The organism is Candidatus Binataceae bacterium (genome assembly GCA_035308025.1).
Taxonomy (GTDB): domain Bacteria; phylum Desulfobacterota; class Binatia; order Binatales; family Binataceae; genus JAJPHI01.
In genome coordinates, this window is sequence record DATGHL010000012.1 from 26,900 (window position 1) to 49,629 (window position 22,730).

Annotated in this window: 21 protein-coding genes; 7 read left to right on the forward strand and 14 right to left on the reverse strand. The window is 64.1% G+C overall.

The annotated features are described in order from the left end of the window. Positions 1-187: 187 nt before the first annotated feature. From VKS22_02830 to VKS22_02840, 3 genes are all read right to left on the reverse strand, one after another. Positions 188-1,411, reverse strand: a complete 1,224-nt coding sequence (locus VKS22_02830) for a cytochrome c biogenesis protein CcdA (protein ID HLW69535.1) — start codon at positions 1,409-1,411, stop codon at positions 188-190. Between the two features lie 40 nt (positions 1,412-1,451). After that, positions 1,452-2,630 (reverse strand): 3,4-dihydroxy-2-butanone-4-phosphate synthase, encoded by a 1,179-nt coding sequence (gene ribB / locus VKS22_02835; GenBank protein ID HLW69536.1) that lies wholly within the window; start codon positions 2,628-2,630, stop codon positions 1,452-1,454. Positions 2,631-2,791: 161 nt separating this feature from the next. Further along, the gene (locus tag VKS22_02840; GenBank protein HLW69537.1) at positions 2,792-3,619 is read right to left on the reverse strand and encodes an enoyl-CoA hydratase/isomerase family protein; all 828 of its coding nucleotides are present in this window, start codon (positions 3,617-3,619) and stop codon (positions 2,792-2,794) included. A 157-nt stretch (positions 3,620-3,776) separates the two neighbouring features. On the opposite strand from VKS22_02840, the gene VKS22_02845 reads away from it, so the two are divergent. The 6 genes from VKS22_02845 (at position 3,777) to VKS22_02870 (ending at position 9,591) form a co-directional block, all read left to right on the forward strand. Then, the gene (locus tag VKS22_02845; GenBank protein ID HLW69538.1) at positions 3,777-5,108 is read left to right on the forward strand and encodes an MFS transporter; all 1,332 of its coding nucleotides are present in this window, start codon (positions 3,777-3,779) and stop codon (positions 5,106-5,108) included. A gap of 88 nt (positions 5,109-5,196) precedes the next feature. Further along, positions 5,197-6,621: an L-seryl-tRNA(Sec) selenium transferase gene (selA, locus tag VKS22_02850; protein ID HLW69539.1), complete on the forward strand. Its 1,425-nt coding sequence runs from the start codon at positions 5,197-5,199 to the stop codon at positions 6,619-6,621. Positions 6,622-6,700: 79 nt separating this feature from the next. Further along, positions 6,701-6,916, forward strand: a complete 216-nt coding sequence (locus VKS22_02855) for a dodecin (GenBank protein ID HLW69540.1) — start codon at positions 6,701-6,703, stop codon at positions 6,914-6,916. A 121-nt stretch (positions 6,917-7,037) separates the two neighbouring features. Further along, positions 7,038-8,537 carry a TonB family protein gene (locus VKS22_02860; GenBank protein ID HLW69541.1) on the forward strand — a complete coding sequence of 500 codons (1,500 nt, stop codon included), beginning with the start codon at positions 7,038-7,040 and terminating at the stop codon, positions 8,535-8,537. Positions 8,538-8,649: 112 nt separating this feature from the next. Beyond that, positions 8,650-8,979, forward strand: coding sequence for an SCP2 sterol-binding domain-containing protein (locus tag VKS22_02865; GenBank protein HLW69542.1), 330 nt, complete (start codon positions 8,650-8,652; stop codon positions 8,977-8,979). 324 nt (positions 8,980-9,303) lie between these two features. After that, positions 9,304-9,591, forward strand: coding sequence for a hypothetical protein (locus tag VKS22_02870; GenBank protein ID HLW69543.1), 288 nt, complete (start codon positions 9,304-9,306; stop codon positions 9,589-9,591). Positions 9,592-9,638: 47 nt separating this feature from the next. Here the strand turns inward: VKS22_02870 and VKS22_02875 are convergent, their stop codons facing one another. Genes VKS22_02875 through VKS22_02890 form a run of 4 tightly spaced genes read right to left on the reverse strand, consistent with a single transcriptional unit; the run spans position 9,639 to position 14,267 of the window. Continuing rightward, positions 9,639-10,862 (reverse strand): FtsX-like permease family protein, encoded by a 1,224-nt coding sequence (locus VKS22_02875; GenBank protein HLW69544.1) that lies wholly within the window; start codon positions 10,860-10,862, stop codon positions 9,639-9,641. 27 nt (positions 10,863-10,889) lie between these two features. Further along, positions 10,890-12,107, reverse strand: a complete 1,218-nt coding sequence (locus VKS22_02880; protein ID HLW69545.1) for a CoA transferase — start codon at positions 12,105-12,107, stop codon at positions 10,890-10,892. 21 nt (positions 12,108-12,128) lie between these two features. Then, the gene (locus VKS22_02885) at positions 12,129-13,388 is read right to left on the reverse strand and encodes a CoA transferase (GenBank protein HLW69546.1); all 1,260 of its coding nucleotides are present in this window, start codon (positions 13,386-13,388) and stop codon (positions 12,129-12,131) included. 54 nt (positions 13,389-13,442) lie between these two features. After that, a complete protein-coding gene (locus tag VKS22_02890; GenBank protein HLW69547.1) occupies positions 13,443-14,267 on the reverse strand; it encodes a hypothetical protein in 825 nt (274 codons plus the stop codon). Between the two features lie 135 nt (positions 14,268-14,402). Between VKS22_02890 and VKS22_02895 the strand changes: the two genes are divergently transcribed. Further along, positions 14,403-15,758 (forward strand): replication-associated recombination protein A, encoded by a 1,356-nt coding sequence (locus tag VKS22_02895; GenBank protein ID HLW69548.1) that lies wholly within the window; start codon positions 14,403-14,405, stop codon positions 15,756-15,758. Positions 15,759-15,811: 53 nt separating this feature from the next. Here VKS22_02895 and VKS22_02900 read toward each other — a convergent pair whose 3' ends face one another. The 7 genes from VKS22_02900 to VKS22_02930 form a co-directional block, all read right to left on the reverse strand. Then, positions 15,812-16,093 carry an HU family DNA-binding protein gene (locus tag VKS22_02900; GenBank protein HLW69549.1) on the reverse strand — a complete coding sequence of 94 codons (282 nt, stop codon included), beginning with the start codon at positions 16,091-16,093 and terminating at the stop codon, positions 15,812-15,814. A 199-nt stretch (positions 16,094-16,292) separates the two neighbouring features. Then, entirely contained in the window at positions 16,293-17,027 is a 735-nt protein-coding gene (gene truA / locus VKS22_02905; GenBank protein HLW69550.1) for a tRNA pseudouridine(38-40) synthase TruA, read from the reverse strand. Between the two features lie 33 nt (positions 17,028-17,060). Further along, positions 17,061-18,029, reverse strand: coding sequence for a hypothetical protein (locus VKS22_02910; protein ID HLW69551.1), 969 nt, complete (start codon positions 18,027-18,029; stop codon positions 17,061-17,063). Next, the gene (leuB, locus tag VKS22_02915; protein HLW69552.1) at positions 18,029-19,138 is read right to left on the reverse strand and encodes a 3-isopropylmalate dehydrogenase; all 1,110 of its coding nucleotides are present in this window, start codon (positions 19,136-19,138) and stop codon (positions 18,029-18,031) included. The genes VKS22_02910 and leuB overlap by 1 nt, the downstream gene beginning before the upstream one ends. Before the next feature lie 127 nt (positions 19,139-19,265). Continuing rightward, on the reverse strand, positions 19,266-20,834 hold the full coding sequence (locus tag VKS22_02920) for a 2-isopropylmalate synthase (GenBank protein HLW69553.1): 1,569 nt from the start codon (positions 20,832-20,834) through the stop codon (positions 19,266-19,268). Between the two features lie 329 nt (positions 20,835-21,163). After that, entirely contained in the window at positions 21,164-22,039 is an 876-nt protein-coding gene (gene pssA, locus VKS22_02925) for a CDP-diacylglycerol--serine O-phosphatidyltransferase (protein ID HLW69554.1), read from the reverse strand. After that, positions 22,029-22,700 carry a phosphatidylserine decarboxylase gene (locus VKS22_02930; GenBank protein HLW69555.1) on the reverse strand — a complete coding sequence of 224 codons (672 nt, stop codon included), beginning with the start codon at positions 22,698-22,700 and terminating at the stop codon, positions 22,029-22,031. The genes pssA and VKS22_02930 overlap by 11 nt, the downstream gene beginning before the upstream one ends. Positions 22,701-22,730: the final 30 nt, after the last annotated feature.

Consider the following 22,730-nt stretch of genomic DNA (forward strand, 5'->3'; position numbering starts at 1 on the left):
GCCATTTTAGATCAGCATTGCACTAAAGAAATCACATAATTTTGCGACAAAATCGAGAATGTAACAGCGCGCGGTCTGTGCCCTTAAAAACGGTACCTATTTATCTATAAATAAAACTGTGTTCGTTTGTGTCGAGCACGCACGGCAGACTTCGTCCCCGCTACCGCGCCCTGGCACCGGCCGATGTTCAGTTGGCGTCGTGCAGGTATTTCAGGAAATCGTCCGGACCGATGTAGCCGACGCGGCGTTGGCGAACTTGTCCGGCGCCGTCGAGAAAGAGCGTCGTGGGGACGCCCTGCACATTGAACTGTTTCATTAGCGCCCGATTCTGCGCGTTCGCCACTGTGAGATTCGCCCGCAGGAGCACAAAGCCAGCGGAGCGCTTAATCACCACGTGATCAGTAAAGGTGGTGCGTTCCATCTCCCGACAGGGTACGCACCAGTCGGCGCTGAAATCGATCACGACCGGTGCGTGGCGGGCCTTCGCTCCGGCCAGCAACGCGGCATCGTACGGACGGAACGCCAACTGCTGCGCCGGCGCGTTGGGTCGAATCAGCAGATAGATCAGCGCGGCTGTCGCGGCGACTCCCAAGGCCGATCTCACGATTAGAAAGGGCCGCCAGCTCCGGCCTTTTGAGGAGATGAAACCGAGAAAGATTCCGGCGGCGGCGGCATAAAACGGCAGGATTCGCGTCATCAACCGGTTCGGCGTCAGCGGATCAAGGAAGTATAGCGCCAAGCCGACCAGGACGAAGCCGAACAGTTGCTCGATCCAGGCGAGCCACTCGCCCGAGCGCGGCAGCTTACGGATGTTGCCGGCGGCCACCGCGAGCGCAACGTACGGCAGTCCCATCCCGATAGCGAGCGTGAAGAACAGCGCGAAGCCAAAGAGTGCGCTGCCGCTGCGCTCGACCATCAGGAGCAGGCCCAGGACGATTGGCCCGATACAGGGCGCGGCGACGACGCCCATCCCGAGGCCCATGATCAATGAGCCGACATAGCCCGGGCGGGCAACTCCCACGTGACGCATCATCCATTGGGGAGGTTGCAGCGTGAACAGGCCGAAGCTCGACGCCGCCAGCGCGAGCAGCATCGCGGCCAGCGCGCCCAGCACGTAGGGATTCTGCAGCGCTGCGCCGAACAGGCCGCCGCTCAAGGCCGCCGCTACGCCAACAGCCGAGAAGGTCAGTGCGATGCCCAGAACGTAGAGCAGCGCCAGCCGGACGACCCGGCTAGTTTCACTGCCCCCGACACCGAAGTACGCAACCGTGACGCCGAGCAGTGGATAGACGCACGGCGTCAGGTTCAGCAGGAGGCCGCCGAGCAGGACGAGCAGAAAACCGGCCAGGTTACCGTGGCTCGCGAAGATATTCGCGAACGAACCACCTTGGGCAAAGGAACCGGCGCCCATCGTCAGCCTTTCAATTATCAGACTTTCGGGCTATGGCCGCTCAGGCATCGATTGGCGGTTCGCCACCGTTGGAGAGGGGCGCATGATCGACAATCTCGAGTCCGTAGCCGGGCAGATTGGCGAGGCGGGGCGGCCTGTCCGTCAGCAGGATCATCTGCCGCACGCCGACGTCGCGCAGGATTTGCGCACCGATACCGTAGTCGCGGAAATCGGACTCCGGAGTATTCAGATGGGTGCTCGCGCGACCCGGCCCGCGCCGCGCGCCGCCATTGATGTCGCCCGCGATCGCCTCCGAGTCGCGCTTGAGATAGAGTATAACGCCGGCACCCGCCGTCGCGATCTGCTCCATCGCCGCGCGAAGCAGGCTGCGCGTGTTGCGCTTGGTGTAGCCGAAGACATCGCCCGGCAAATATTCGCGGTGGGCGCGCACCAGCACCGGCTTTTCCGGCGTGATCTTACCCATCGTCAGTACCAGATGTTCGCTTTGGTCGACCAGATTGCGATAGACGCAGGCCGTGAATTCGCCGGACGCCGTCGGCAGCCGCGCCTCGGCGACCCGCTCGATCATGGTCTCGTTGCGCAGGCGGTATTCGATAATGTCGGCGACGGTGACGATTTTGAGGCCGTGAATGCGCGCGAATTCGACCAGATCGTCGCGTCGCGCCATCGTGCCGTCCTCTTTGAGAATTTCGCAGATCACGCCGGCCGGTTTCAAACCCGCCAGCCGCGCGAGGTCAACCGCACCCTCGGTCTGGCCGGTACGCACCAGCACGCCGCCGTCGCGCGCGCGCAAGGGATAGACGTAGCCAGGCGTGATGAACTCGGCGCCGGTCGCGTCCTCGCGTACCGCCTGCTGAATCGTAGTCGCGCGGTCCTGCGCCGAAATTCCCGAGCCGGCCACGCGCCGCGCCGTGATTGGCACAGTAAACGCGGTCCCCAGCGGCGCCTGATTGTCGCCGACCATCATGTTGAGGCCGAGCTGTCCGACCCGCTCCATCGACAGTGGCAGGCAGATCAGGCCACGCGCATATTTGGCCATGAAGTTGATTGCCTCGGCCGTGGCCTTTTCCGCGGCCATGCAGATGTCGCCTTCGTTCTCCCGATCCTCGTCGTCCATCAGGATGAACATGCGGCCGCGGCGGGTCTCTTCAAGGGCCTCCTCGATCGTGATGAACGGGGCGGTTGGCACATGCTCGCGCGGAGAAATTTCACCGAACATTATGATCCTTGTTGCGATCCAGGAGGGCCGTTATGCCGCCCTGCTCTGATGGGTCAGATTCCTCTAAAAGCTAATCGATTGTAGCCCAGCCGCGGCCCGCGCGAGAACCCCTGCGCCGCGCCTTAGCGAGCGCGCAAAATGTCGATTAGGCGGATTGCAAATCAGTTTTTGGCCCCGGGCCAGAAGGCCGCACCGCCCAGACCTTCGAGCGCCAACCCATAGCCGAGATTTTCGAGCATCAGTTTTTTTAACTGCTGCGCAAGGGCGACGCGCGCATAGCGCGTCGTCAGCGACGGACGCGCGACGATCTGCCGGGCCAGCTCCCAGGCGCGCGGCAAGAGCTGCGCCGGCGTCACCACCTCGCTGACGACCCCCAGGCGCAGCGCCTCGGTGGCGGCGATCTTCTGGCCGGTGAGCAAAAAATAACGGCCCCGGTTCGGACCCAGGATCAAGGGCCAGACGATATGCACCCCGTCGCCGGGCACGATACCGTTAGGGAAATGCGGCGCGTCCTGAAAGACCGCGTGGTCCGCCGCGATCACGATATCGCACATCACCGCCAGCTCGGCGTGGATCAGCGCCGGCCCGTTGACTGCGGCGATCATCGGCGTCTCGATATTCAGCAGGTTGGTCAGGAGGTATTTCGCGTCGGAGTAGATGTGATCCCAGGTCGTCGAGGGAATCCCGGCGGGTGGCGGCGCGGGCTTCTCGGCCCCTACGTTATCTTCATCGACTTGCAGTCCCGCCGGGCCGCCGCCGGTATCCATCGCGGCGCAGAAGGCCTCGCCGGCGCCGGTCATAATCACGCAACGATTCTCATAGTCGCGCGCGACGTCGTAAAAGGCGTAGGACATCTCCTCGTGGACTTCGGCGCTCCACTTGAGTTCATCGCCGGTCGTATGGAAGGTCATCTGCAGGATGCCTTCGCGCCGTTCCATCGCGACGTGCTTATAACGCATCGCGTAGTCCGCGAGCTTGATCGAAGCCATATGCAAGTCTCCGTGTCTGCTTGACGACAAATCAATTGCGCTCTGGCTAGTAGTTGCGCGGAGCGGCGCTTGCGCGCAAGCGCCCGTGATCGCGGCTGGTGCCGGCGAAGATCGCTCGCGCCTGCGCGGGCCGTGCGATAAACTGTCAGCAGCCCGCATGTCTGATCAGTTCCCCGAGCAACCGCCTGCCGAGACTTCACTGCCCGACGCCGAGCGCGCCGCGATCGCGTCGCCGCGCGGCTGGCTGGTGGCCTTTCGCGCGATGCGCCATCGGAACTTCCGGCTCTTCTTCGGCGGCCAATTAATCTCGCTGATCGGCACCTGGATGCAGACCGTCGCGCAGTCGTGGCTGGTGCTCAAGCTCAGCAACTCCGCGATGATGCTCGGCCTCGTTTCGTTCGCGAGCTTCGTGCCGATCCTGCTGGTCGCGCTGTTTGCCGGCGTGATTATCGATCATGTCGATCGGCGCCGCCTGATCATCGTGACCCAGGTTCTTTTGATGTTGAGCGCCCTCGCACTCGCGATCCTGACCTGGACCGGCGCGGTTCGCGTCGAGCATGTCATCATCCTCGCCGCCTTCAACGGCTTCGTCAGCGCTTTCGATATGCCCGCCCGCCAGGCCTTCGTGGTCGAGATGGTCGGCAAGGAAGACCTGCCGAACGCGATCGCCCTTAACTCAATGATTTTCAATGGCGCGCGGGCGATCGGGCCTGCGGTCGCCGGGCTGCTGATCGCGATAACCGGCACCGCGATGTGCTTTTTTCTGAACGGCATCAGCTACCTTGCCGCCATCTGGAGCCTGTTCGCGATGCATCTCGCGATCGGGAAGAGCGCGCCGAGCTTTGGCGGCAAGATGCTGAAAAGCCTCAAAGAAGGGCTCGTCTATGTCTGGGAGCATCAACCGACGCGCATTCTGCTCGCCGTCGTCGCGATCAACAGCGGCTTCGGCATCACCTATTCAGTGCTGATTCCGGTCTTTGCGCGCGACATCCTCAAAGTCGGCGCGCATGGGTACGGGTTCCTGATGGCGGCGCAGGGGATCGGCGCGGTGCTCGGCGCGGTCTACCTCGCCTCGCGCCCCGAACGCGGTCCGGCGCTGCGCCATACGTTGACTGCGGGTCTATTCTGCACCGCGATCGCGACCATCGCTTTCGGGCTTTCGCGTAACATGGCGCTTTCGCTGCTGGCCCAACTGATAGTTGGCGCGGGCATCATCAATTACATGGCGGGCACCAACACGATGCTGCAACTGTTCGTCTCCGACCGCCTGCGCGGCCGCGTGATGAGCATCTACACGCTCTCGTTCATCGGGCTGGCGCCGCTCGGCGCACTCGAAGTGGGTTTCGTCGGCGAGCACGTCAGTCCCGAGGTCGCGGTCATCGTCTGCGGCGTGATTTCACTGGGATGCGGGTTGTTGCTGCTGACCGGTCTGCCGGCGATCGCCGCGGCGCAGGCGGCGCTCAGCGTCGCGCTGCCGGCCGCCGACTAGTTTCAGTCCAACTAAATTTTAACCCACGGCGCGCGCGGAGCCTTGAAGTCGTCGCGCACGGCCGTGAACCACTCGCTATAATGGCGCGATGGCCTCGGGCGCGCGCAAGCTCAAACGAACCGCCGCTGACGGCGAGCGGCCGGCCGCGCTGCGCAACCTGCCTTCAGTGGAAGCCTGCCTGGGCGCCGCCGAGCGCGACGCGGCGCTCGCGCCCCTCAGTCACGAATATCTCAAAACCCTGATGCGTCGCGTACTGCGCGAACTACGCGGCGAACCCGAGGCGCTCGCTGCTGCGCTGGCCACCGGAGAACCGCCGGTCGAAGAAATTTTGCGCCGCGTGCGGCTCGCCGTCGCGGCGGAGGACGAGCCGCTGCAAAGCGTCGTCAATGCGACCGGTGTCGTGATCCACACCAACCTCGGGCGCGCGCTTCTGGCCGAAAGCGCGATCGCCGCGATGGTGCGGGCGGCGCGCGCCCCGGTCAATCTGGAATACGACCTCGCACGTGGGGAGCGGGGCGACCGCGATGACGTGGTCCAGAAGGCCTTGTGCGCCCTCACCGGCGCCGAGGCCGCGACCGTCGTCAACAACAATGCCGCCGCGCTCCTGCTAGTGCTGAACACGCTGGCGGACGGGCGCGAAGTCATCGTCTCGCGCGGCGAGCTGATCGAGATCGGCGGCTCCTTCCGCCTGCCCGAGCTGATGGCGCGCAGTGGTGCGCGTCTGCGCGAAGTCGGCGCCACCAACCGCACCCATGCTGCCGATTACGTCGCGGCGATCGGTCCCGCCACCGCGCTGCTGATGAAAGTCCATCCGTCGAATTATCAGATCACCGGCTACACCGCCGTGGTGGAACTGGCGGAGCTGGCCGCGATCGCGCGCGCGCACGAGCTCGAGGTCGTCGAGGATCTCGGGGCCGGCGCGCTGATCGACCTGGGCGCACTGGGCCTCCCGCGCGAGCCGCTGGTGCGCGAGCGGATAGCGGCAGGCGCAGCGCTGGTAACCTTCTCCGGCGACAAGCTGCTCGGCGGTCCGCAGGCCGGAATCATCGTCGGCCGACGGCAACTGATCGAACGCCTCAAGCACAATCCATTATGGCGAGCGCTGCGCTGCGACAAGCTGCGGCTCGCCGCGCTCGCGGCGACGCTGCAACTCTATCAGCGCAGCCGCACGCACACCGCCGAACTGCCGACGCTGCGAATGCTGCTGCGGACGCCCGCCGAACTCACGGCGGTTGCGGCGCGGGCCCGCGAAATTCTGATCGAGCGGCTCGGGCCGCCCTTCGCGATCGCGATCGTTGCCAGCGCGGCGCAGATTGGCTCGGGCTCGCAGCCGGTCGCCCGCCTCGAATCCTGCGCACTCAGAGTCACTCATCCGCACTTGAGTGCGAACGCGATCGCCGCCGCCTTTCGCCGCGCCAAAGTGATCGGCCGCGTTCACGATGACGCCTTTCTCCTCGACCTTCGCGCCATCGAGGATCCTGCGCTCCTCGCCGTGACGCCGTCTTTCGACTAGTTGCCAGCACTTGCATTCGATAGGGCGCGGAGCGAAACTCCCGATCGCAGGCCTATCGCCTGACAAAAGGAGCCGTGCGATGCCCGATAAAACCTACAAAATTGTGGAAGTCGTCGGCGTTTCGAACGAGAGCATGTCCGATGCGGTGAAACATGCCGTGAACAAGGCGCGGCAGACGCTGCGCAACCTCGATTGGTTCGAGGTCAAGGCGGTACGCGGTTCGGTTCACGCTGGCGAACTGCAATATCAGGTCGAGGTCCGCATCGGCTTTCGCCTCGAGGGCGATCCCGTCTGAAGCGCGGCGTCGCGCAGTCGAGATGCGTTGCGGCGCGGCGCGGCTGACTTGGTTTTCGGTCGCGGCCCCACATATCATCGATCGCTGGCAAATCGACGATATGGGCGGAGGCCGATGAACGATGAAGAGTTGCCCGCGCTGCGGCAAGTCATATCCTGATAGCGAGACCTTTTGCGAGGCCGACGGCACCGCACTGACCATCGGTCCAGCCGGCGGCGGGCGCGCTACCACCGTGATGACCGGCGCTGAAGCCGTCGGTAGCGAAGGTGTCGAATGTCCGGTCTGCGGTGGTAAGGCGCAACCCGGCGAGGTGATCTGCAATTTCTGCGGCACCCGTCTGGCCCCCGATCCGAGCGGGTCGGAATCTATATCGCCCTCGCGCGCCGGCGCTCAGACTCGCGCAAATCCCGAGGCTTTCGTCCCGGCTAGCGAACGCATACGTTCACAGCCGCTGCCCCCGGCGAACGAAGATGAGGAAGTCTCCACCGGTCGCAGCATCCTGAGCCTGCTGGGCTTCACGCTGGCCGCAGTGGCGGCCTTGGGCGCCGGTGTCTGGCTCGCTATCTATCTGAGCGGACGGCATCAGGCGCCGCCGATTGCACAGAGTTCGCCCGCGCCCGCCGCGATCAGCTCGCCGTCGGTGACGCTTGCCAGGAACATCGCGATCCAGATTACCGGCGACATGGCCGGCGTAATGCAGCGCGATGCCAAGAGCATGGCCAAGGTCTTTGAGGACAACCGCGCAGGGCTCGACAGCGTCTATGCGGACGCGCGGACGTCGAGTCCGACGCTGAGCGACGGCATGATCATGCGCCTTCACGTCACAGCTGACGGCACGGTGAGCGATGGCTCGGTGCTGATCTCGACCGCGCCCAATCCGAGCCTGGACGCCGCCGCGGTCAAGGCCGCCGGCGGATGGAAATTCGCGCCCGCGAGCGGCACCGGCGTCGACGCTACCTATCCGCTAATCTTCGCCGGCAGCGACGCGGACGCCGCGGCAATCGAGTCGGACCTTAGCGCCAAGTTCGCCAGCCTTGCCCCCAATACGACGCCTGAGTATGCGCTTTCACCCGCGATCGCCCCCAGCCCGGCCGAAGCCGCAGCGACGCCGGCCGCAGCGCCGTCACCACCGGAAGCGGCTTCGATTCCTCCCCCAGTGGTGGCGCCGGCGCCCCGTCCCGTGCATCACAAACCCGTCGTGCACAAGCCGCCGCCGCTTATCGAGCGGGTCAACGACACGCTGCGCGCCGATCGCAAGCTGCGCCGCGTCCAGGCTTACACCAGCGGCGGCAACGTCACGATTTTCGGCAAGGTCTTTAACGACGATGATCGCTCGCTCGCCGAACAGACCGTGCGCGGAATCAGCGGCGTCACCTCGGTGACCAATAATCTCACGACCGACACGGCCGACTGGGCGCGCAACGCGACCATCATCAATCAGCAGTTGCAGGCCGCCGGACTCACCGGCGTCACCGTCAAGGTCATCGGCAGCCGCGCCTATCTGAGTGGCCAGGTTAAGACCGATCTCGAGAAGGACCGCGCAGTAACGATCACCCAATCCGCCGCGCCGGTCGTCGTCGGCACCAATCTTATCCGCGTCGTGCCGCCAGGACTTTTTTGACCTTGATCAATTCCAGTCTTGATTTAGCTATTGACAATTTTCAGCAGCCCCGCTTATATGAATTAAAGGCTGCTTATTCATCCGTCTTCCCCGAAAGGTCAGTCAAACCAACATGGCAGATACGCCGACTTCGTGTCAGGAAGTGTTCGATAACATGGCTGGCCGTCTCAACAAGGACGCCGCCAAGGGATTGAACGCGGTCTATCAGTTCGACCTTTCCGGCGATGGTGGCGGCAAATGGACGGTGTTAATCAACAACGAGCAGTGCCAAGTGCAATCCGGCGCCCACGCTTCCCCCAACATCACGCTTTCGATGGCCGCCAATGATTACCTTGACATGGTCAACGGCAAGCTGAACGGTCAGATGGCGTTCATGACCGGTAAACTGAAAATCGCCGGCGATATGGGCTTGGCGCTGAAACTTCAGAGCCTCTTCACCTAACTGTAGAAACCAACCACCGCTTTGGCATTATTCTCCCTTCCCGATAACCAATCCGAGAACAACTTCTTTAGAGGAACCGTAGCAACTGGATCGTACCGGAACTGAACCGGTGCGTGATCACGATCAAATTCAACACGAGACCAGCACGATGTCCTCAGACGGCGTATGTCCCACCGCTGCACAATCGCAATAGCAATAACTTTCTGATGCTTTGTGGCCCGGACGCATTCGATTAACACAATTGCCCGACGAAACTTTTGCTGTAACTGAATTTCCAGACACTAAAGTTCTGAAGACTGGCGCAAGCGAAACTACAGGAGACTAATGACCCAGCACGAAGCTGCCGGCCCCGGCCGGCCAGCGGACGGCCAGGAAGCCGCCGCCGAACGCGAGAACGATTCGGTCGCCAACAAGCTCAGTAAAGAGCTGAGTAACTGGCGGCAACGCCGGACCAACGGACGCTCCAACGGAGCGCGACGAGCGGAGCCCTCCAACAGCGATTTCCAGTCGGACGTCGCCCGCACTATCAAGGTGCGCGGCCACGAGACGCTGGTCGTGCGTAAGTCCAAGGGTATGCCCAAGCCGGCGACGACGCAGGATTCCAACCGCTGAGCCCTCGTCAAACGGCGCCACCGGCTGACGCCGGCGTCGCGCATAATTCAGGAACGGAAGATCGCGACCGGCAACTCGCGCGACGCCTGACGCGCCGGATAAAGCGCCGCTACCCAGCACAGCGCCATCGACGCCACCGCTACCACCGCGAAGCTCAAGGGATGAGCGTCGATCGGCAGCGTCGCGATGCCATAAATTTTCTTTTCGATATGGATGAAGTGGTAGCGCGCCAGCAGAAAGCATCCGAGCGCACCGAAGATGAGGCCCGCGCCCGTCCCGATTGAGCCGACGATCAGCCCCTTGAGCACGAAGATGCGATGGATGCCGCGCGGCGTGGCGCCCATCGCCATCAGCACGGCGATATCCTTGCGCTTCTCCATCACCACCATGATCAGCGTAGCGACCAGGTTGAACGCGGCCACCCCGATCAGCATCAGCAGCACCAGCGCGTAAACCCGTTTGAGCAGTTCAAAGCCGGCCGCCGCCGTCTGGTTGTATTCCGTCCAGTTGCTGACTCGGTAGCCCTTGCCGAGGCTGGATCTCAGCGCGAGCGTGACCGATGCGGTGTCGTCGAGCCGGTTGAGCCGGATTTCGACGCCGTCGGCGCGGCCGGCGCGTCCGAAGAATTTTTGCGCACGTCCAAGTTCCATGAACATCAGGTTGTTGTCGACCAGCCCCACCCCGGTGGCGAAGATCGCGCCGACCGTGAAATGCCCGGTGCGGCTGCTCAGCTCACCCGTCGCCGCCATGATCGGCACGATCAAGTTGAGCGGATCGCCCCCCGCCACCTTGAGCTTCTCCGCCAGGGTCGCGCCGATTGCGACCGTCCCGTCGTTCGCGCTCGCGTCGCGGGCGAGGCTGGCTAGCGAACCCTGCTGCATATAATCGCGAAAGCGCGCGACGATGACCGGATTATCCGGCTCGACGCCCCGCACATAGACGCCGCTCAGGCCGTGCGCCGACGACGCCATGCCCTGCGCCACGATGAAGGGATCAGCGCCGGCGACGCCTTTGATGCTCGCGGCGCGCGCCTGAATCTCGGGGTAATTCGCCATCGCGCCCGCGTCACTCTGGATCTCGACCTGCGGCGTGAGGCTCAGGATGCGCTGCCGGAGGCTCACCTCGAATCCGCGCATCACCGCCAGCACGATGATCAGCGCGGCGACCCCCAGCATCACGCCCACTGCGGTAAAAACCGTCGTGACCGAGATAAAGGCGTCGCGCCGCCGCGCTTTCAGGTAGCGCAGCGCGATTTGCAATTCATAATTCAAGGGTGATCAGGAATCCGCCGCGGGGAGTCAGAACACCACTTTATCCTGTTTGAGTTGGGCGATCTCCGCCGCGCTCATCCCGAGCATCCCACCCAGAACTTCGTCGTTATGCTGTCCCAGCGTCGGCGCCGGAAAGCGCAGCCCGCCTGGCGTGCTGCTCAGCCGATGCTCGAGTCCCTCGTAGGGCGAGGGTCCCATGTGCGGATGGTCAAGCCAATGCCAGAAATCGAAGGCGGCGAGGTTTTCGTCGCGATGGAGGTCCATACAATTCTGCACCGGATAGGCGGCGACGCCCGCAGCTTGCAGCGCGACGGTCAGTTCTTCGGCGCTGCGCTCGCGCACCCGGTCCCCGACCAACTCGTCCACTGCGGCGCGACCTTTGAGCCGTGCGTCGAGCGTAGCCAGCCGCGGCGGCGCGGGCGTGTCGCCGAGCACTCGCAGCAGCGCCGACCATTCCTCATCGGTAGCGACCGCGATCGCGATCCAGCGCTCGTGGCCGTCCTCGTCGGCGCAGCGATAAGCGCCATGCGACGCGTAGCGCGCGGATTCATTGGCGCACGGGCCCAGCACATTGCCGGTCGCAAAGTAATCCGTCAGCGCCGGCGCGAGAAAGTGCAGGGCCGCTTCGGATTGCGCCATATCGATATATTGACCTTGACCCGTGCGCCGCTTGTAGTCGAGTGCGGCCATCAGCGCGCAGGCCGCGAAGCGTGGCGCGATGAAATCCGTGTAGGCGCCGTATGGCGGACACAACTCTGTCTCGGAATAGCCGGCGATATGGTAAAACCCCGACAGCGCCGCCATCAGGTTGCCGAAGCCGGGGTAGTCGCGATGCGGTCCCGTCTGACCCTGCATGCAGGTCGAGAGCATGATCAGATCGGGTTTGATCGCACTCAGCCGTGCATAGTCGAGCTCCCAGTTGCGCAATGTCTTCGGCGTAAAACTCTCCGTCACGACGTCGGCCCACGGCAGCATCCGGAGAAAAATCTCGCGCGCCCGCGGCTGACTCATGTCGAGCGTAACGCCCTTTTTCGAGGTGTTGAAGCTGGCGAAGAACTGGCTATTGTCGATGCCCGGTTGGGCGTCCTTCCACGGCGGTGCCTGCCGCAACCCGTCCAATCGCGTCTGCGACTCGATCCGAATGACATCAGCGCCGTTGTCAGCGAGATACTTGACCGTCACTGGACCGACGCCGTACCAGGTGAAATCCAGGACATGGATGCCTTCAAAAGCGTAACGCTTCATCCGCTTAACTCCCGGCGTCGCTCAGACGACGCCCGCGGCCCGCAGTTCGCCCAGCCGCGCAGGCGTGAGGCCGAGCAGCCCGCCATAAACGTCGTGATTATGTTCGCCGATTCGCGGCGCCGCACTCGCCGGTCCTATCGGAGTCTTGCTCAACTTCGCGAACGCTCCAGGAAGCGTGAGCCTGCGCTTGAGCGGCGCCGATTCGAGCTCGACAAAATATTCGCGCGCCTTGAGCTGCGGGTCGGCCGCAATATCGGCTACGGTCCTCACCGGTGCCGCCAGGATACGCCGCTTGAGAATGTTTGCCCAGATTTCGGCCTTGGTCTTGGTCAAAAGAAACCGCTCGACCGCCGCCTCGGCCATGTCGAGCTCTTTGAGCGCCTCGGCCCCAGCCGTCATGAAGCTCCCCGGCGTCAGCACTTTCAGGCCGCCTTCCTCGATTAGCCAGTCGGGCGCAGCGCCTTCTTCCTTCATCCAGCCAATCAGCGCGTTGGTCGAGGGCAGATAAGCGCCCCCCGCGATAAGCCCCGAGACAAACCCATCGTTGCACTTGAAGACGGTCTTGCGCCGCCCGCCGATCGCGCCGGTGAAGACGCCGCTGCGCCGCAAATAATCGCCGTGCAGCATCGGCATCGCCTGTTCATTCATCAGCGTCCAGACGATACAGGCCTGCATGTCAACGATGGCGTGCTGGCCCCGCCCTTCGAGCTCGCGCGGATAATGCGCGATCATCGACGCGACCGCGGCCTCGGCGCCGGCATGAAGTCCCGCCTGCGGCTGCGACATCTGGAGCGGCGGACGGCCCTCCTCGCCCATCAGGAACATCATTCCACCTGACGCCCAGCTAACAATATCCGCTACTTTGTAGTCCTTGGCCGGACCCTTGTCGCCGAACGGCGTAATCGACGTATGGATGATGCGCGGGTTCAGGCCTTCGAGCGCCTCATAGCCGAGCCCGAGCGCGTCCAGGTAGCCCAGCGGAAAGGACTCAACCAGAAAGTCTGATTGTTTGACCAATTCAGCGAGCAGGCCGCGACCCTCGATGGACTCGAGATTCAGCGTAATCGAGCGCTTGCCGGCGTGATACGCGATCGCGTAGAGGCTGCGATCAGGACCAGCCACGTTTTCGAGAAAAGGCGGGATGCTGCGCGTCGAGCAGCCCGCCGGCGGCTCGACCTTGATCACGTCGGCGCCCATGTCGGCAAAAATTTTGCCGCACAGCGCGCCCTTCTCGTCAGCCAGATCGAGCATCCGAAAGCCCTTCATCAACTCCGAGCCCATCAAATGCCTCCTCGCGCGTTGACGAAATTCGTGAACTTCCCGCCGGCCAACGCACTACGCCTCGGCCGGCGGCAGCGTGGCCGCGCGCGCGGCGCCGATCGCAGTCGCATAGTCGGCGTGCTCAGGAATGATGAAGCCGCCGCCAAAGACAAAATTCAGCCGCTTCGCCCGCTGCATGAAGCGAAAAATCCGCGTGAGCTTGCCGGTCAAGACGATATCGTGCTGACCCGACGCTCGCGCCGACGCAATACTCAGCACCGAAACGACCTCGACGATCATGTTCATGATCGCCAGCGCCTTGTCGTCGGCGGTCGCATCAGAACCGAACTTGCCGAAATTCGCCGCCGTGGTGCCCGGCGGCAGGTCGCCGATCGCGCCGCCCGCAATATCGCGCACGGTCAGATCGACCCGCGAAAGATCGCCGCGCTCGGCCATCGCCTCGAGCGTCTCGAGCGACGAAACGCCCAGCATATGGCGCGCGAGACCGCGCAGTGTGCCGCCGCCCAATCCGGTGCCGCTGACGTGCGCAATTTTGTCGCCGTTTACGGACACAATCGCGGTGCCGGTGCCGAGTGAAACGACCAGCGCATTCTCCTTGCCCGCCAGCGACGTTCCGCCGATCCCGATCGCGCGAAACTCATTGACCTTGATCACCGGCAGTCCAAACAGATTGTTGCCGAGCGCGCGCGAGCCCGCGCCGGTCGCCGCCACCTGGGTCAGCCGGCCGAGCGGAATTCCGCAGCTCTCGATCAACTTGCCGAGCGCGCCTGCCGCGGCCGCCACCGGGTCATTCGCCTCGATCGTGACCACGTGGATATTGCCGTTGTCGAGGATTACCGCGTCCGTGGTCGATCCGCCGATGTCGATGCCAACTATCATGATGCAACTATCCTGCTGACTGCCCGGCTGAGCCGCTCTGGATGGCAGAAACTAGAACATCGCCGATCATTAACGCAATCGCGCGCCGCCCGCCCAGCATTCTTTGCCTGTGCAGCCCTATGCTAGCCTCATCCGATGGCGCGACGCACTGAAGAGAGCAGCGGACCGGGACTCTTCAAGCCGCGTCGCCAAGTCAGCCAGCCCCTGGCCGATCGGATGCGCCCGCGCACGCTTGAAGAAGTCGTCGGCCAGGAGCATCTGCTTGGTGCGGGCAAGCTGCTCAGTCAGATCGCCGCCGCCGGTGCGCGTCATTCGCTGATCTTGTGGGGTCCGCCCGGTACCGGCAAAACCACGATCGCGAACTTGCTCGCGCAAACCTCGGGAGCGATCTTCAAGACCATGAGCGCGGTGACGGCCGGCGTCGCCGACTTGCGCGAGGCGGTCCGCGACGCCCGTCGCGCGCTCGACTTTGACGGCCGGCGCACCGTGCTGTTTGTCGACGAAATTCACCGCTGGAACCGCGCCCAGCAGGACGCGATCCTGCCCCACGTCGAGAGCGGGCTGATCACCTTGATCGGTGCGACCACGGAGAATCCGTCCTTCGAGGTCATCGCGCCGCTGCTTTCGCGCGCCCGCGTCGTGGTGCTCGAGCCGCTTGCCGAGGACGCGATCGCGACTCTCCTCAAGCGCGCGATGAGCGATCGGGAGCGCGGACTCGGTGCGGCCGGCTTGAGTATTGGGGAAGTCGGGCTGGCGGAAATCCTCCGGTTTGCCGGCGGCGACGCCCGCCGCGCGCTCGGGACGCTCGAAGTCGCCGCCGAACTCGCCGGCCAGAGCGGCCGCGACGCCATCACCGCCGATGACGTCCGCGAAGCCGCGCAGCATAAGGCCCTGCTTTACGATCGCGCAGGGGACGAGCACTACAACGTCATCTCAGCCTTCATCAAAAGTATGCGCGGCAGCGATCCCGACGCGGCGCTCTACTGGATGACCCGCATGGTCGAGGCGGGCGAGGAGCCACTGTTCATCGCGCGCCGGATGGTGATCTTCGCCGCGGAGGACGTCGGCAACGCCGATCCGCGCGCGCTCCAAATTGCGTTGGCGGTCAAGGACGCCGTGGACTTCGTGGGACTGCCAGAAGGGATCATTCCGCTCGCGCAGGGCGTCACTTATCTCGCCGGCGCACCGAAATCCAACGCCGCGTATCGCGGGATGACCGCGGCGCGCGAAGACGCCCGCTCATTCGGTGCGCTCCCCGTCCCGCTCCATCTGCGCAACGCGCCGACCCCGCTGATGCGCGGTCTGGGCTATGGCGCCGAGTATCAGTATCCGCATGATTATGCGGACGCGATCGCAAATCAGTCGTACTTGCCAGAGAAACTCGAAGGCAAAATCTACTACACACCGACGGATCGCGGCGAGGAACTGCGCCTGCGCGAATATCTCGAAACCGTGCATCAGCGCCGGAGAAAGTCTCGTGAGACGAAATAGAAGAGGCCGAAGCTCGGCTTCGGCCTCGCAAAAAGATTTCTCCGGCGGATCGCTTAACGCGCGCCAAGCACCGCGTCTTTCAGCGCCTTCGCCGCAGTGAAACGCAGCCGCGTCCGGGCCGGAATCTTGATCGCTGCGCCGGTGGCCGGATTGCGCCCCATCCGCGCCTTGCTCTTGCGCTTGCGAAAAATCCCGAGCCCGGCGAGACGGAGCGAGCCCTCTTTTTTGAGCTCTTTCACCACCAGGGCGGAAAGCTCATCCAGCGCGGACTTCGCCTGCTTCTTGTTGATCCCAACCTTGTCGGCCAGATACGTGGCTACCTGCGACTGCGTCATCATCCTCCTCCTTACGGCCCAAATTGGACCTACCTTTTTGAGCGTGAACAAGCTCCAAGCTTTATGCAAGTGGGGTGGACGCCAAAATCCGCTTTTTTCCTAGAAACCATGCCGATTTTTGCACAAGGCAATCAGTTTTCCACTGCCCCATCGGCAGTTCCGCACCCGCTCGCGCGTTTCAACCAAGCTTTACGGGGCTTTAATAGCGGACTTCGACCAGGAAAAGCCCCCGGGCCGGCGCGGCGCCCGGCGCCTGCGCGCGATCGCGCGAACTCAGAATCGACGCCGCCGCGCCCGGCGGGAGTTTACCGCGGCCGATTTCCACCATCAGCGCGACCATCGTGCGCACCATGTGGCGCAGAAACGCCGTCGCCTCGACCCGATAGATCAGCCGCCCGTCCGCCTCGGCGCGCCACGCGCTCGCATAGATGCGGCGCGTCGTCGTCCGTTCGTCCGATCCCAGGGTGCGAAACGCGGCGAAATCGTGCTCGCCGATCAGCGCCGCCGCCGCAATATTCATCGCCGCGAGATCGAGCGGCTCGCGCACCAGCCATCCGTGCCGATAGTCGAAAGCCGATCGCGTCTCGCGATTCAGCACGTGGTATTCATAGGTTCGGGCAACCGCTGACCGTCGCGGATCGAAATCTTCGCTCGTTGCGGCGGCCTCGCGGATTGCGATATCCAGCGGCAGCAGCGCATTGAGCGCGCGGCGCAAGTTCTCGGGCTTAATTTCGCGCGGCGCGTCGAATGCTGCGACCTGACCCGAGGCGTGGACCCCGGCGTCGGTGCGCCCCGCGCCGTAAACCCGAATCGGCGCGCCGAACAGCTCCGCCAGCGCCGCCTCCAGCCGCGCCTGAATCGAATCCTGCCCGGCCTGCAACTGCCAGCCGGCGTAGTTCGCGCCGTCGTACTCGAGGGTAAGCCGGAACCGCATACGGAATCGCGGGAATACGCTACCCCGCGCGTTTCAGAGACTGACGGTTTCGGCGATCCAGATCGCGCTCAGCGCCGCCAGCCGCGCCGCGTCGAAGACGCACCAAATCGCCACGCCCGCCGGTGTGACCGTCAGCTTTGCGATCACCGCTTCCTGCGCAGCCGCATCGACAAAGCTCGAGGCCTCACCGCTCTCGACCAGGATTATGCCCGGCGCGGCGCGGAGCTGCGCCGCCCATTGCGAAGTCTCCGCAGCGAGCGGGAGAAATAGCGCCACCGCGGCGCCGAGAAAGGCCGGAACCTCGGCGATCTGAATGTTGAGGCCGGGGCCGCCGTCCAGCAACGTCGCGACTTGCGCGGCGATGGCTGCGGCGAGCGCATCGGCCGCGGGCGGGATGAAAACGTTGAAAGCGGTTTGACTCTCTTCTTCGCCCAGTTGGAGCCGCGCGTTCAGCAACTCCGCCGACTGGTTGAAAAGGCGGCTAAGTCCTTCGCGGCCGCGGCTGCTGGCAGCGAACAGAACCGTCGCAGCAGCGAAGCCGGAAGGAATTTCGAGTGCCTTGAGGATCGTCGCGATGACCTGCGCGCTCGGATGCGGTATGCCTATCACACCCGGCTTTTTCATGCCGGTGATCCGCTCGCGCGGAGTAAGGCCCGGCGCAGCTAGCGCCAGCGCATTGAGCGGCTGCTGCGAGGCCGCGCTCAGATCGATCAGGATCGGTCCCGGCCGCGCTGCGATGATCTCCGCCGCGCGTTCCGCCGGAATTGCCAGAAACACGATGTCGAACTCCGCAAGCTCATTGATCGCCGCGAGCTCCGCCACCGGCAGCGTCTCGCGTCCTGATTCGACCCCTTCCGCGTCGGCGCTGCCCGCAGCGCCAAAGAGCTTCAACTCGGCGTGAGTGACGTCGCGCTGGCCGATCAACTCTGCGATTTGAACTCCGACCGTGCCGCGCGCGCCGACCAGCGCGATTCGCGAGCGGGAGCCGCTACGCTCCGCCATCAGTCGCCCGGCAGCAGGTTCTCGAGCCGCTCGCGCACCAGCCGCCCCATCGCCATACAGCCCGTCGCCCGTGCGCCGCTGCCGCCCAGATCGCGCGTCCGATGGCCCGCGTGTATGACCCCCTCGACCGCCTGAACAATCAACTCCGCTTCGGAGCGAAGCCCCAGCGAATGCTCGAGCAGCATCGCCGCCGAAAGAATCGCCGCCAGCGGATTTGCCTCGTCGCGCCCAGCGATGTCTGGTGCGCTGCCGTGAATCGGCTCGTAGAGCCCGACGCGAAAGCCTGCGCTGTTAAGCTCCTCGCCCAGCGACGCCGACGGCAACAGGCCCATCGAACCTGCCAGCACGGACGCTTCGTCCGTCAGGATGTCACCGAACATGTTGTCGGCCACGATCACATCGAAGTCGCGCGGCCGGCGAATCAGATGCATCGCCATCGAATCGACCAGTTGATTCTCGAACGCAATGTCTTCGAACTCCGCACTCAGCTCGGTGGCGATCTCCCGCCACAAGCGCGACGACGCCATCACATTGGCCTTGTCCACCGAGGTCAGCCGCTTGCGCCGTTCGCGCGCTAACTCGAAGCCGAAGCGCAGCACCCGGGCAATCTCGGCTTCGCTATAAAAGCAGGTGTCCACCGCCTCACGCCCGGCCTCGCCCGTGCGCCGTTCGCTCGGTTTGCCATAGTAGATGCCGCCGGTCAGCTCGCGAATCACCACGAGGTCAACGCCATTGAGCAGTTCCGGTCTGAGCGGCGAAGCCCCGATCAGCTCTTTGACGGTCTTTACCGGGCGCACATTGGCAAAGAGCCCGAGTTCCTTGCGCAGCGCCAGCAGGCCGCGTTCCGGACGATCGGCAGCCTGCGGATTGTCCCATTTGGGACCACCCACCGCGCCCATCAGGATCGCGTCGGAATCCTTCGCTAGCTTGAGCGTTTGCTCGGGCAGCGAGCTGCCCGCGGAATCGATCGCGTGCCCGCCCAGCAGTGCGTCCTTGAATTCGAGCTTGACCGCGGCGTCGCGCGTCGCGACGCGCAGCACCTGCAACGCCTCGCCCACGACCTCAGGACCGATCCCGTCACCCCTGAGAACAAGAATTTTATAAGCCATTGACGAATTTCGAGCGTCGGCCGCTAAATGCAGCGAAGCGGAACCTCAGCCGCGGAAAAATCTGCCATCCGCGATCGCTAGCACTTAACCACTCGATGCTTCAACCCGCCCGCCGGTGTCGCCAACGTCAAGGCCCGACGCGCGGAGTCTGGGCGCCCGCGCGGCCGCGCGCCTCGAGCCGATTGAGCGCATTCACGAGCGCCAGCGCACTCGCCATCACGATATCGCTGTGGGCGCCCTGACCCGCCACCGTCATTCCATCCTCGCGAATCAGGCACGAGACTTCGCCGAGCGCGTCAGTGCCGCCGGTGATCGATTTCACGGCGTAGCGCTCGAGCGTCGGATTGATGCGGGCGATTTTGTAAATCGCCTTGTAGCAGGCATCCACCATACCGTCGCCAGTCGCCTCGGCGCCGCGCTCCTCGCCGCTGACACGGAGCCTCACCGCCGCGCGCGGCTCACTGGTGCTTGACGAGCTCACCTGCAGATCGACCAGCTCGAAAGTCTCAGCCGTGCGCCGCTCCTCGTTGGCCATCGCCAGGATGTCGTCGTCGTAAACAATTTTCTTTTTGTCGCACAGCGCCTTGAAGGCCGCGAAAGCCTTCTCTACGTCGAGCGCCGCGGTATCGACCCCCAGCTCCTGCAGCCGGTTGATAAAGGCGTGACGCCCCGAATGCTTGCCCAGCACCAGCTTGTTCGACGGTATCCCGATGTCCTCGGGCTTCATGATCTCGTAGGTCAGCTTGTTCTTGAGCACGCCATCCTGATGGATTCCGGCCTCGTGGGCAAAGGCATTGTCGCCCACGATCGGCTTGTTCGGCGGCACCGCCTGCCCGATGATCTGCGCGAGCAGACGCGAGGTCGGATAGATCTGGCGGGTCTCGATCCCGCAGCGCACGCCCATCAGATCCCGGCGCGTCTTGAGCGCCATCACCACCTCTTCCATCGAGGTGTTGCCGGCGCGCTCGCCGATCCCGTTGACCGTGCATTCGACCTGGCGCACGCCGTGGCTGATCGCCGCGAGCGAATTGGCCACCGCCAGCCCGAGGTCGTTATGACAGTGCGCGCTCCAGATAACCTTGTCCGCGCCCTCGACGTGCGCGCGCATGTAATCGAACATCTCGCCGTATTCGGTCGGGATCGCATGGCCGGTGGTATCCGGCAGATTGACGATCCGCGCGCCGGCGCGAATCACTTCGGTGCAAATCTTGGCCATGAAATCCCAGTCGCTGCGCGAGGCGTCTTCGCACGAAAACTCGACGTGGTCCACATGCTCCCTGGCGCGTTTCACTGCCCAGGTCGCGGCGTCGAGCACGTCCTCGCGCGTCATGTTGAGCTTGTATTTCATGTGGATATCTGACGTCGCGATAAAAATATGGACGCCCGGGCGCTTCGCCTTCTCGACCGCCCGCAAGGCCGCATCGACGTCCTCTTCGCGCGTGCGCGCGAGACTCAGGATAGTCGGATTGGTCAACGCCTCGGCGATCCGCCGGACCGCTTCAAAATCGCCCGGCGACGACGCCGCGAAGCCGGCTTCGATAATGTCGACGTTGAGCCGCTCGAGTTGGCGCGCGATCGCGATCTTCTCCTCGACATTCATCGTGCAGCCCGGCGATTGTTCGCCGTCGCGCAGCGTGGTGTCGAAAATCCTGACCTGATTCGGGTCGAAGCCGTTAATCGAATCCGCGAAAGCCATCGTTATTTTTCTCCGTCTGCTCGCCCCCGTCCTGCAGTTGCCCGCCACGTTGGGTCGAAGTTCCTCTGCCCGCAGCTTCGGGTCGGCGAGGCGCTGGGGCAGCAAATGAAAAACGCCTCAGGCGGCTCGGTCGGCCCGGCGCCTGGGGCGTTCGTTCTACAGTTTCAAGCCTTTCAGTCTTTGGTTAGGCTTGCACCTCGACGCCCGCGGCGTGGGCCCCCGTAAGGGCCAGAATAAGCAGCAGTCCGAGATGCGAGCGTGTGACCATCGTCAGTGAATCTAACCGCCCCCGCCTGTCGCAGTCAAGCACCACCCTAGCCGTGATCGACTCACGACACCGACTTGCCACTTGGGGCACCGCCTGCCGGAGGGTCACCCGGTTTCGCGTTCGACGGGTCTGGGGCGAGTTCGATGCGTTCGCCGCGGAGCCACATGAACGGGCCCGACAGCACATAGGCCGTGGCCAGGACGAAGGTCGTGAACTGCGGCATCGCAATCAACATCGCGGCGATCAGCAACACGAGCAGCATCAGTTCCAATGGTGCGCGGCGGCGGATGTCGATCCCCTTGAAGCTCGGATAGGGCACCCGCGAGACCATCAGGCCCGCCAAGGCGAGCGTCACCGGCGCAATCACCGCGCACAAAGTTCGCGGAGAATTCAGCTCGAAATAGCTGTAGGCGAGCACGACCCCGGCGATCATTCCGGCGGCGCCCGGCACCGGCAAGCCGACGAAGCGCCGCTTATCGATGCTGCCGGTCTGCACGTTGAAGCGCGCCAGCCGCAGCGCGCCGGCGATCACATAGAGTCCACTGATTACGGCGCCCACGCCGCCGAGCGGACGCATCGCCCAGGCATAGGTAAGGATCGCCGGCGCAGCGCCAAAGGCGACCACGTCCGACAGGCTGTCCAGTTCGATCCCGAACTGGCTGGACGAGCGGGAGAGCCGCGCCACACGCCCGTCGAGTCCGTCGCAGATGAAGGCCAGCGCAATCATCACTGCGGCCACCTCGAAATGCGCGTCGATCGAGGAAATCATCGAGTAGAAGCCGGCCAGCAGCCCGAGCGAGGTGATCGTCGCCGGCACCACGAAGACTCCGCGCCGCGGCGGAGTCACTGCCGGCCGGGGCTTTTCCAGCAGCCGGCCCGAAATCAGTTGCAGCCGCGCGACATGCTCGTCGCCCGGCGCCGCGCCGTCAGTTGCCATTTTGTCCAAGCTCCCCGATCACGCTCTCACCGGCGCGCACCCGCTCGCCGACTTTGACCGCCACCCGGTAGTCGAGCGGAAAGTAATGGTCAACGCGGCTGCCGAACATGATCAAGCCGACCCGCTGTCCGCGCTCAACCCGTTCGTCGCGCCGCACCCGGCAGACGATCCGGCGGGCGAGATAGCCTGCAATCTGCACGATCGCGTGGCGCCGTCCGCCGCGGTCGGCAAAGAGGATTACATTACGCTCGTTGTGCTCGTTGGCGTCGTCGCGAAAGGCCGCGCGGAACTCTCCCGCCGTATGCTCGATCCCGACGATCGCGCCGCTCACCGGCGCGCGATTGACGTGGACGTTAAGCGGCGACATAAACACTGCGACGCGGCGTGATCTCGAGGCTTCCCCGACAGTGCCTGGAATCGTGGCATCACTGATGTCGCAGACCTTGCCGTCAGCCGCGGAGATCACGGCATCCGCATCCGCGACCGCCCGCCGCTCCGGATCGCGGAAAAAGGCCCCGACGGCGCCGGCAAGCGCCAGCACGAGCACTCCCAGCCATCCCCATCCGAGGATCAGTGCGCCGATTCCCACAATCGCTATACCGAGCGTGATCGTGGCGCCTTCGGGCGCAATATGCAGAATCGATGCGGTCCGCGCGATCACCTACACACTCGGTCGCGCCACGTTCAATCG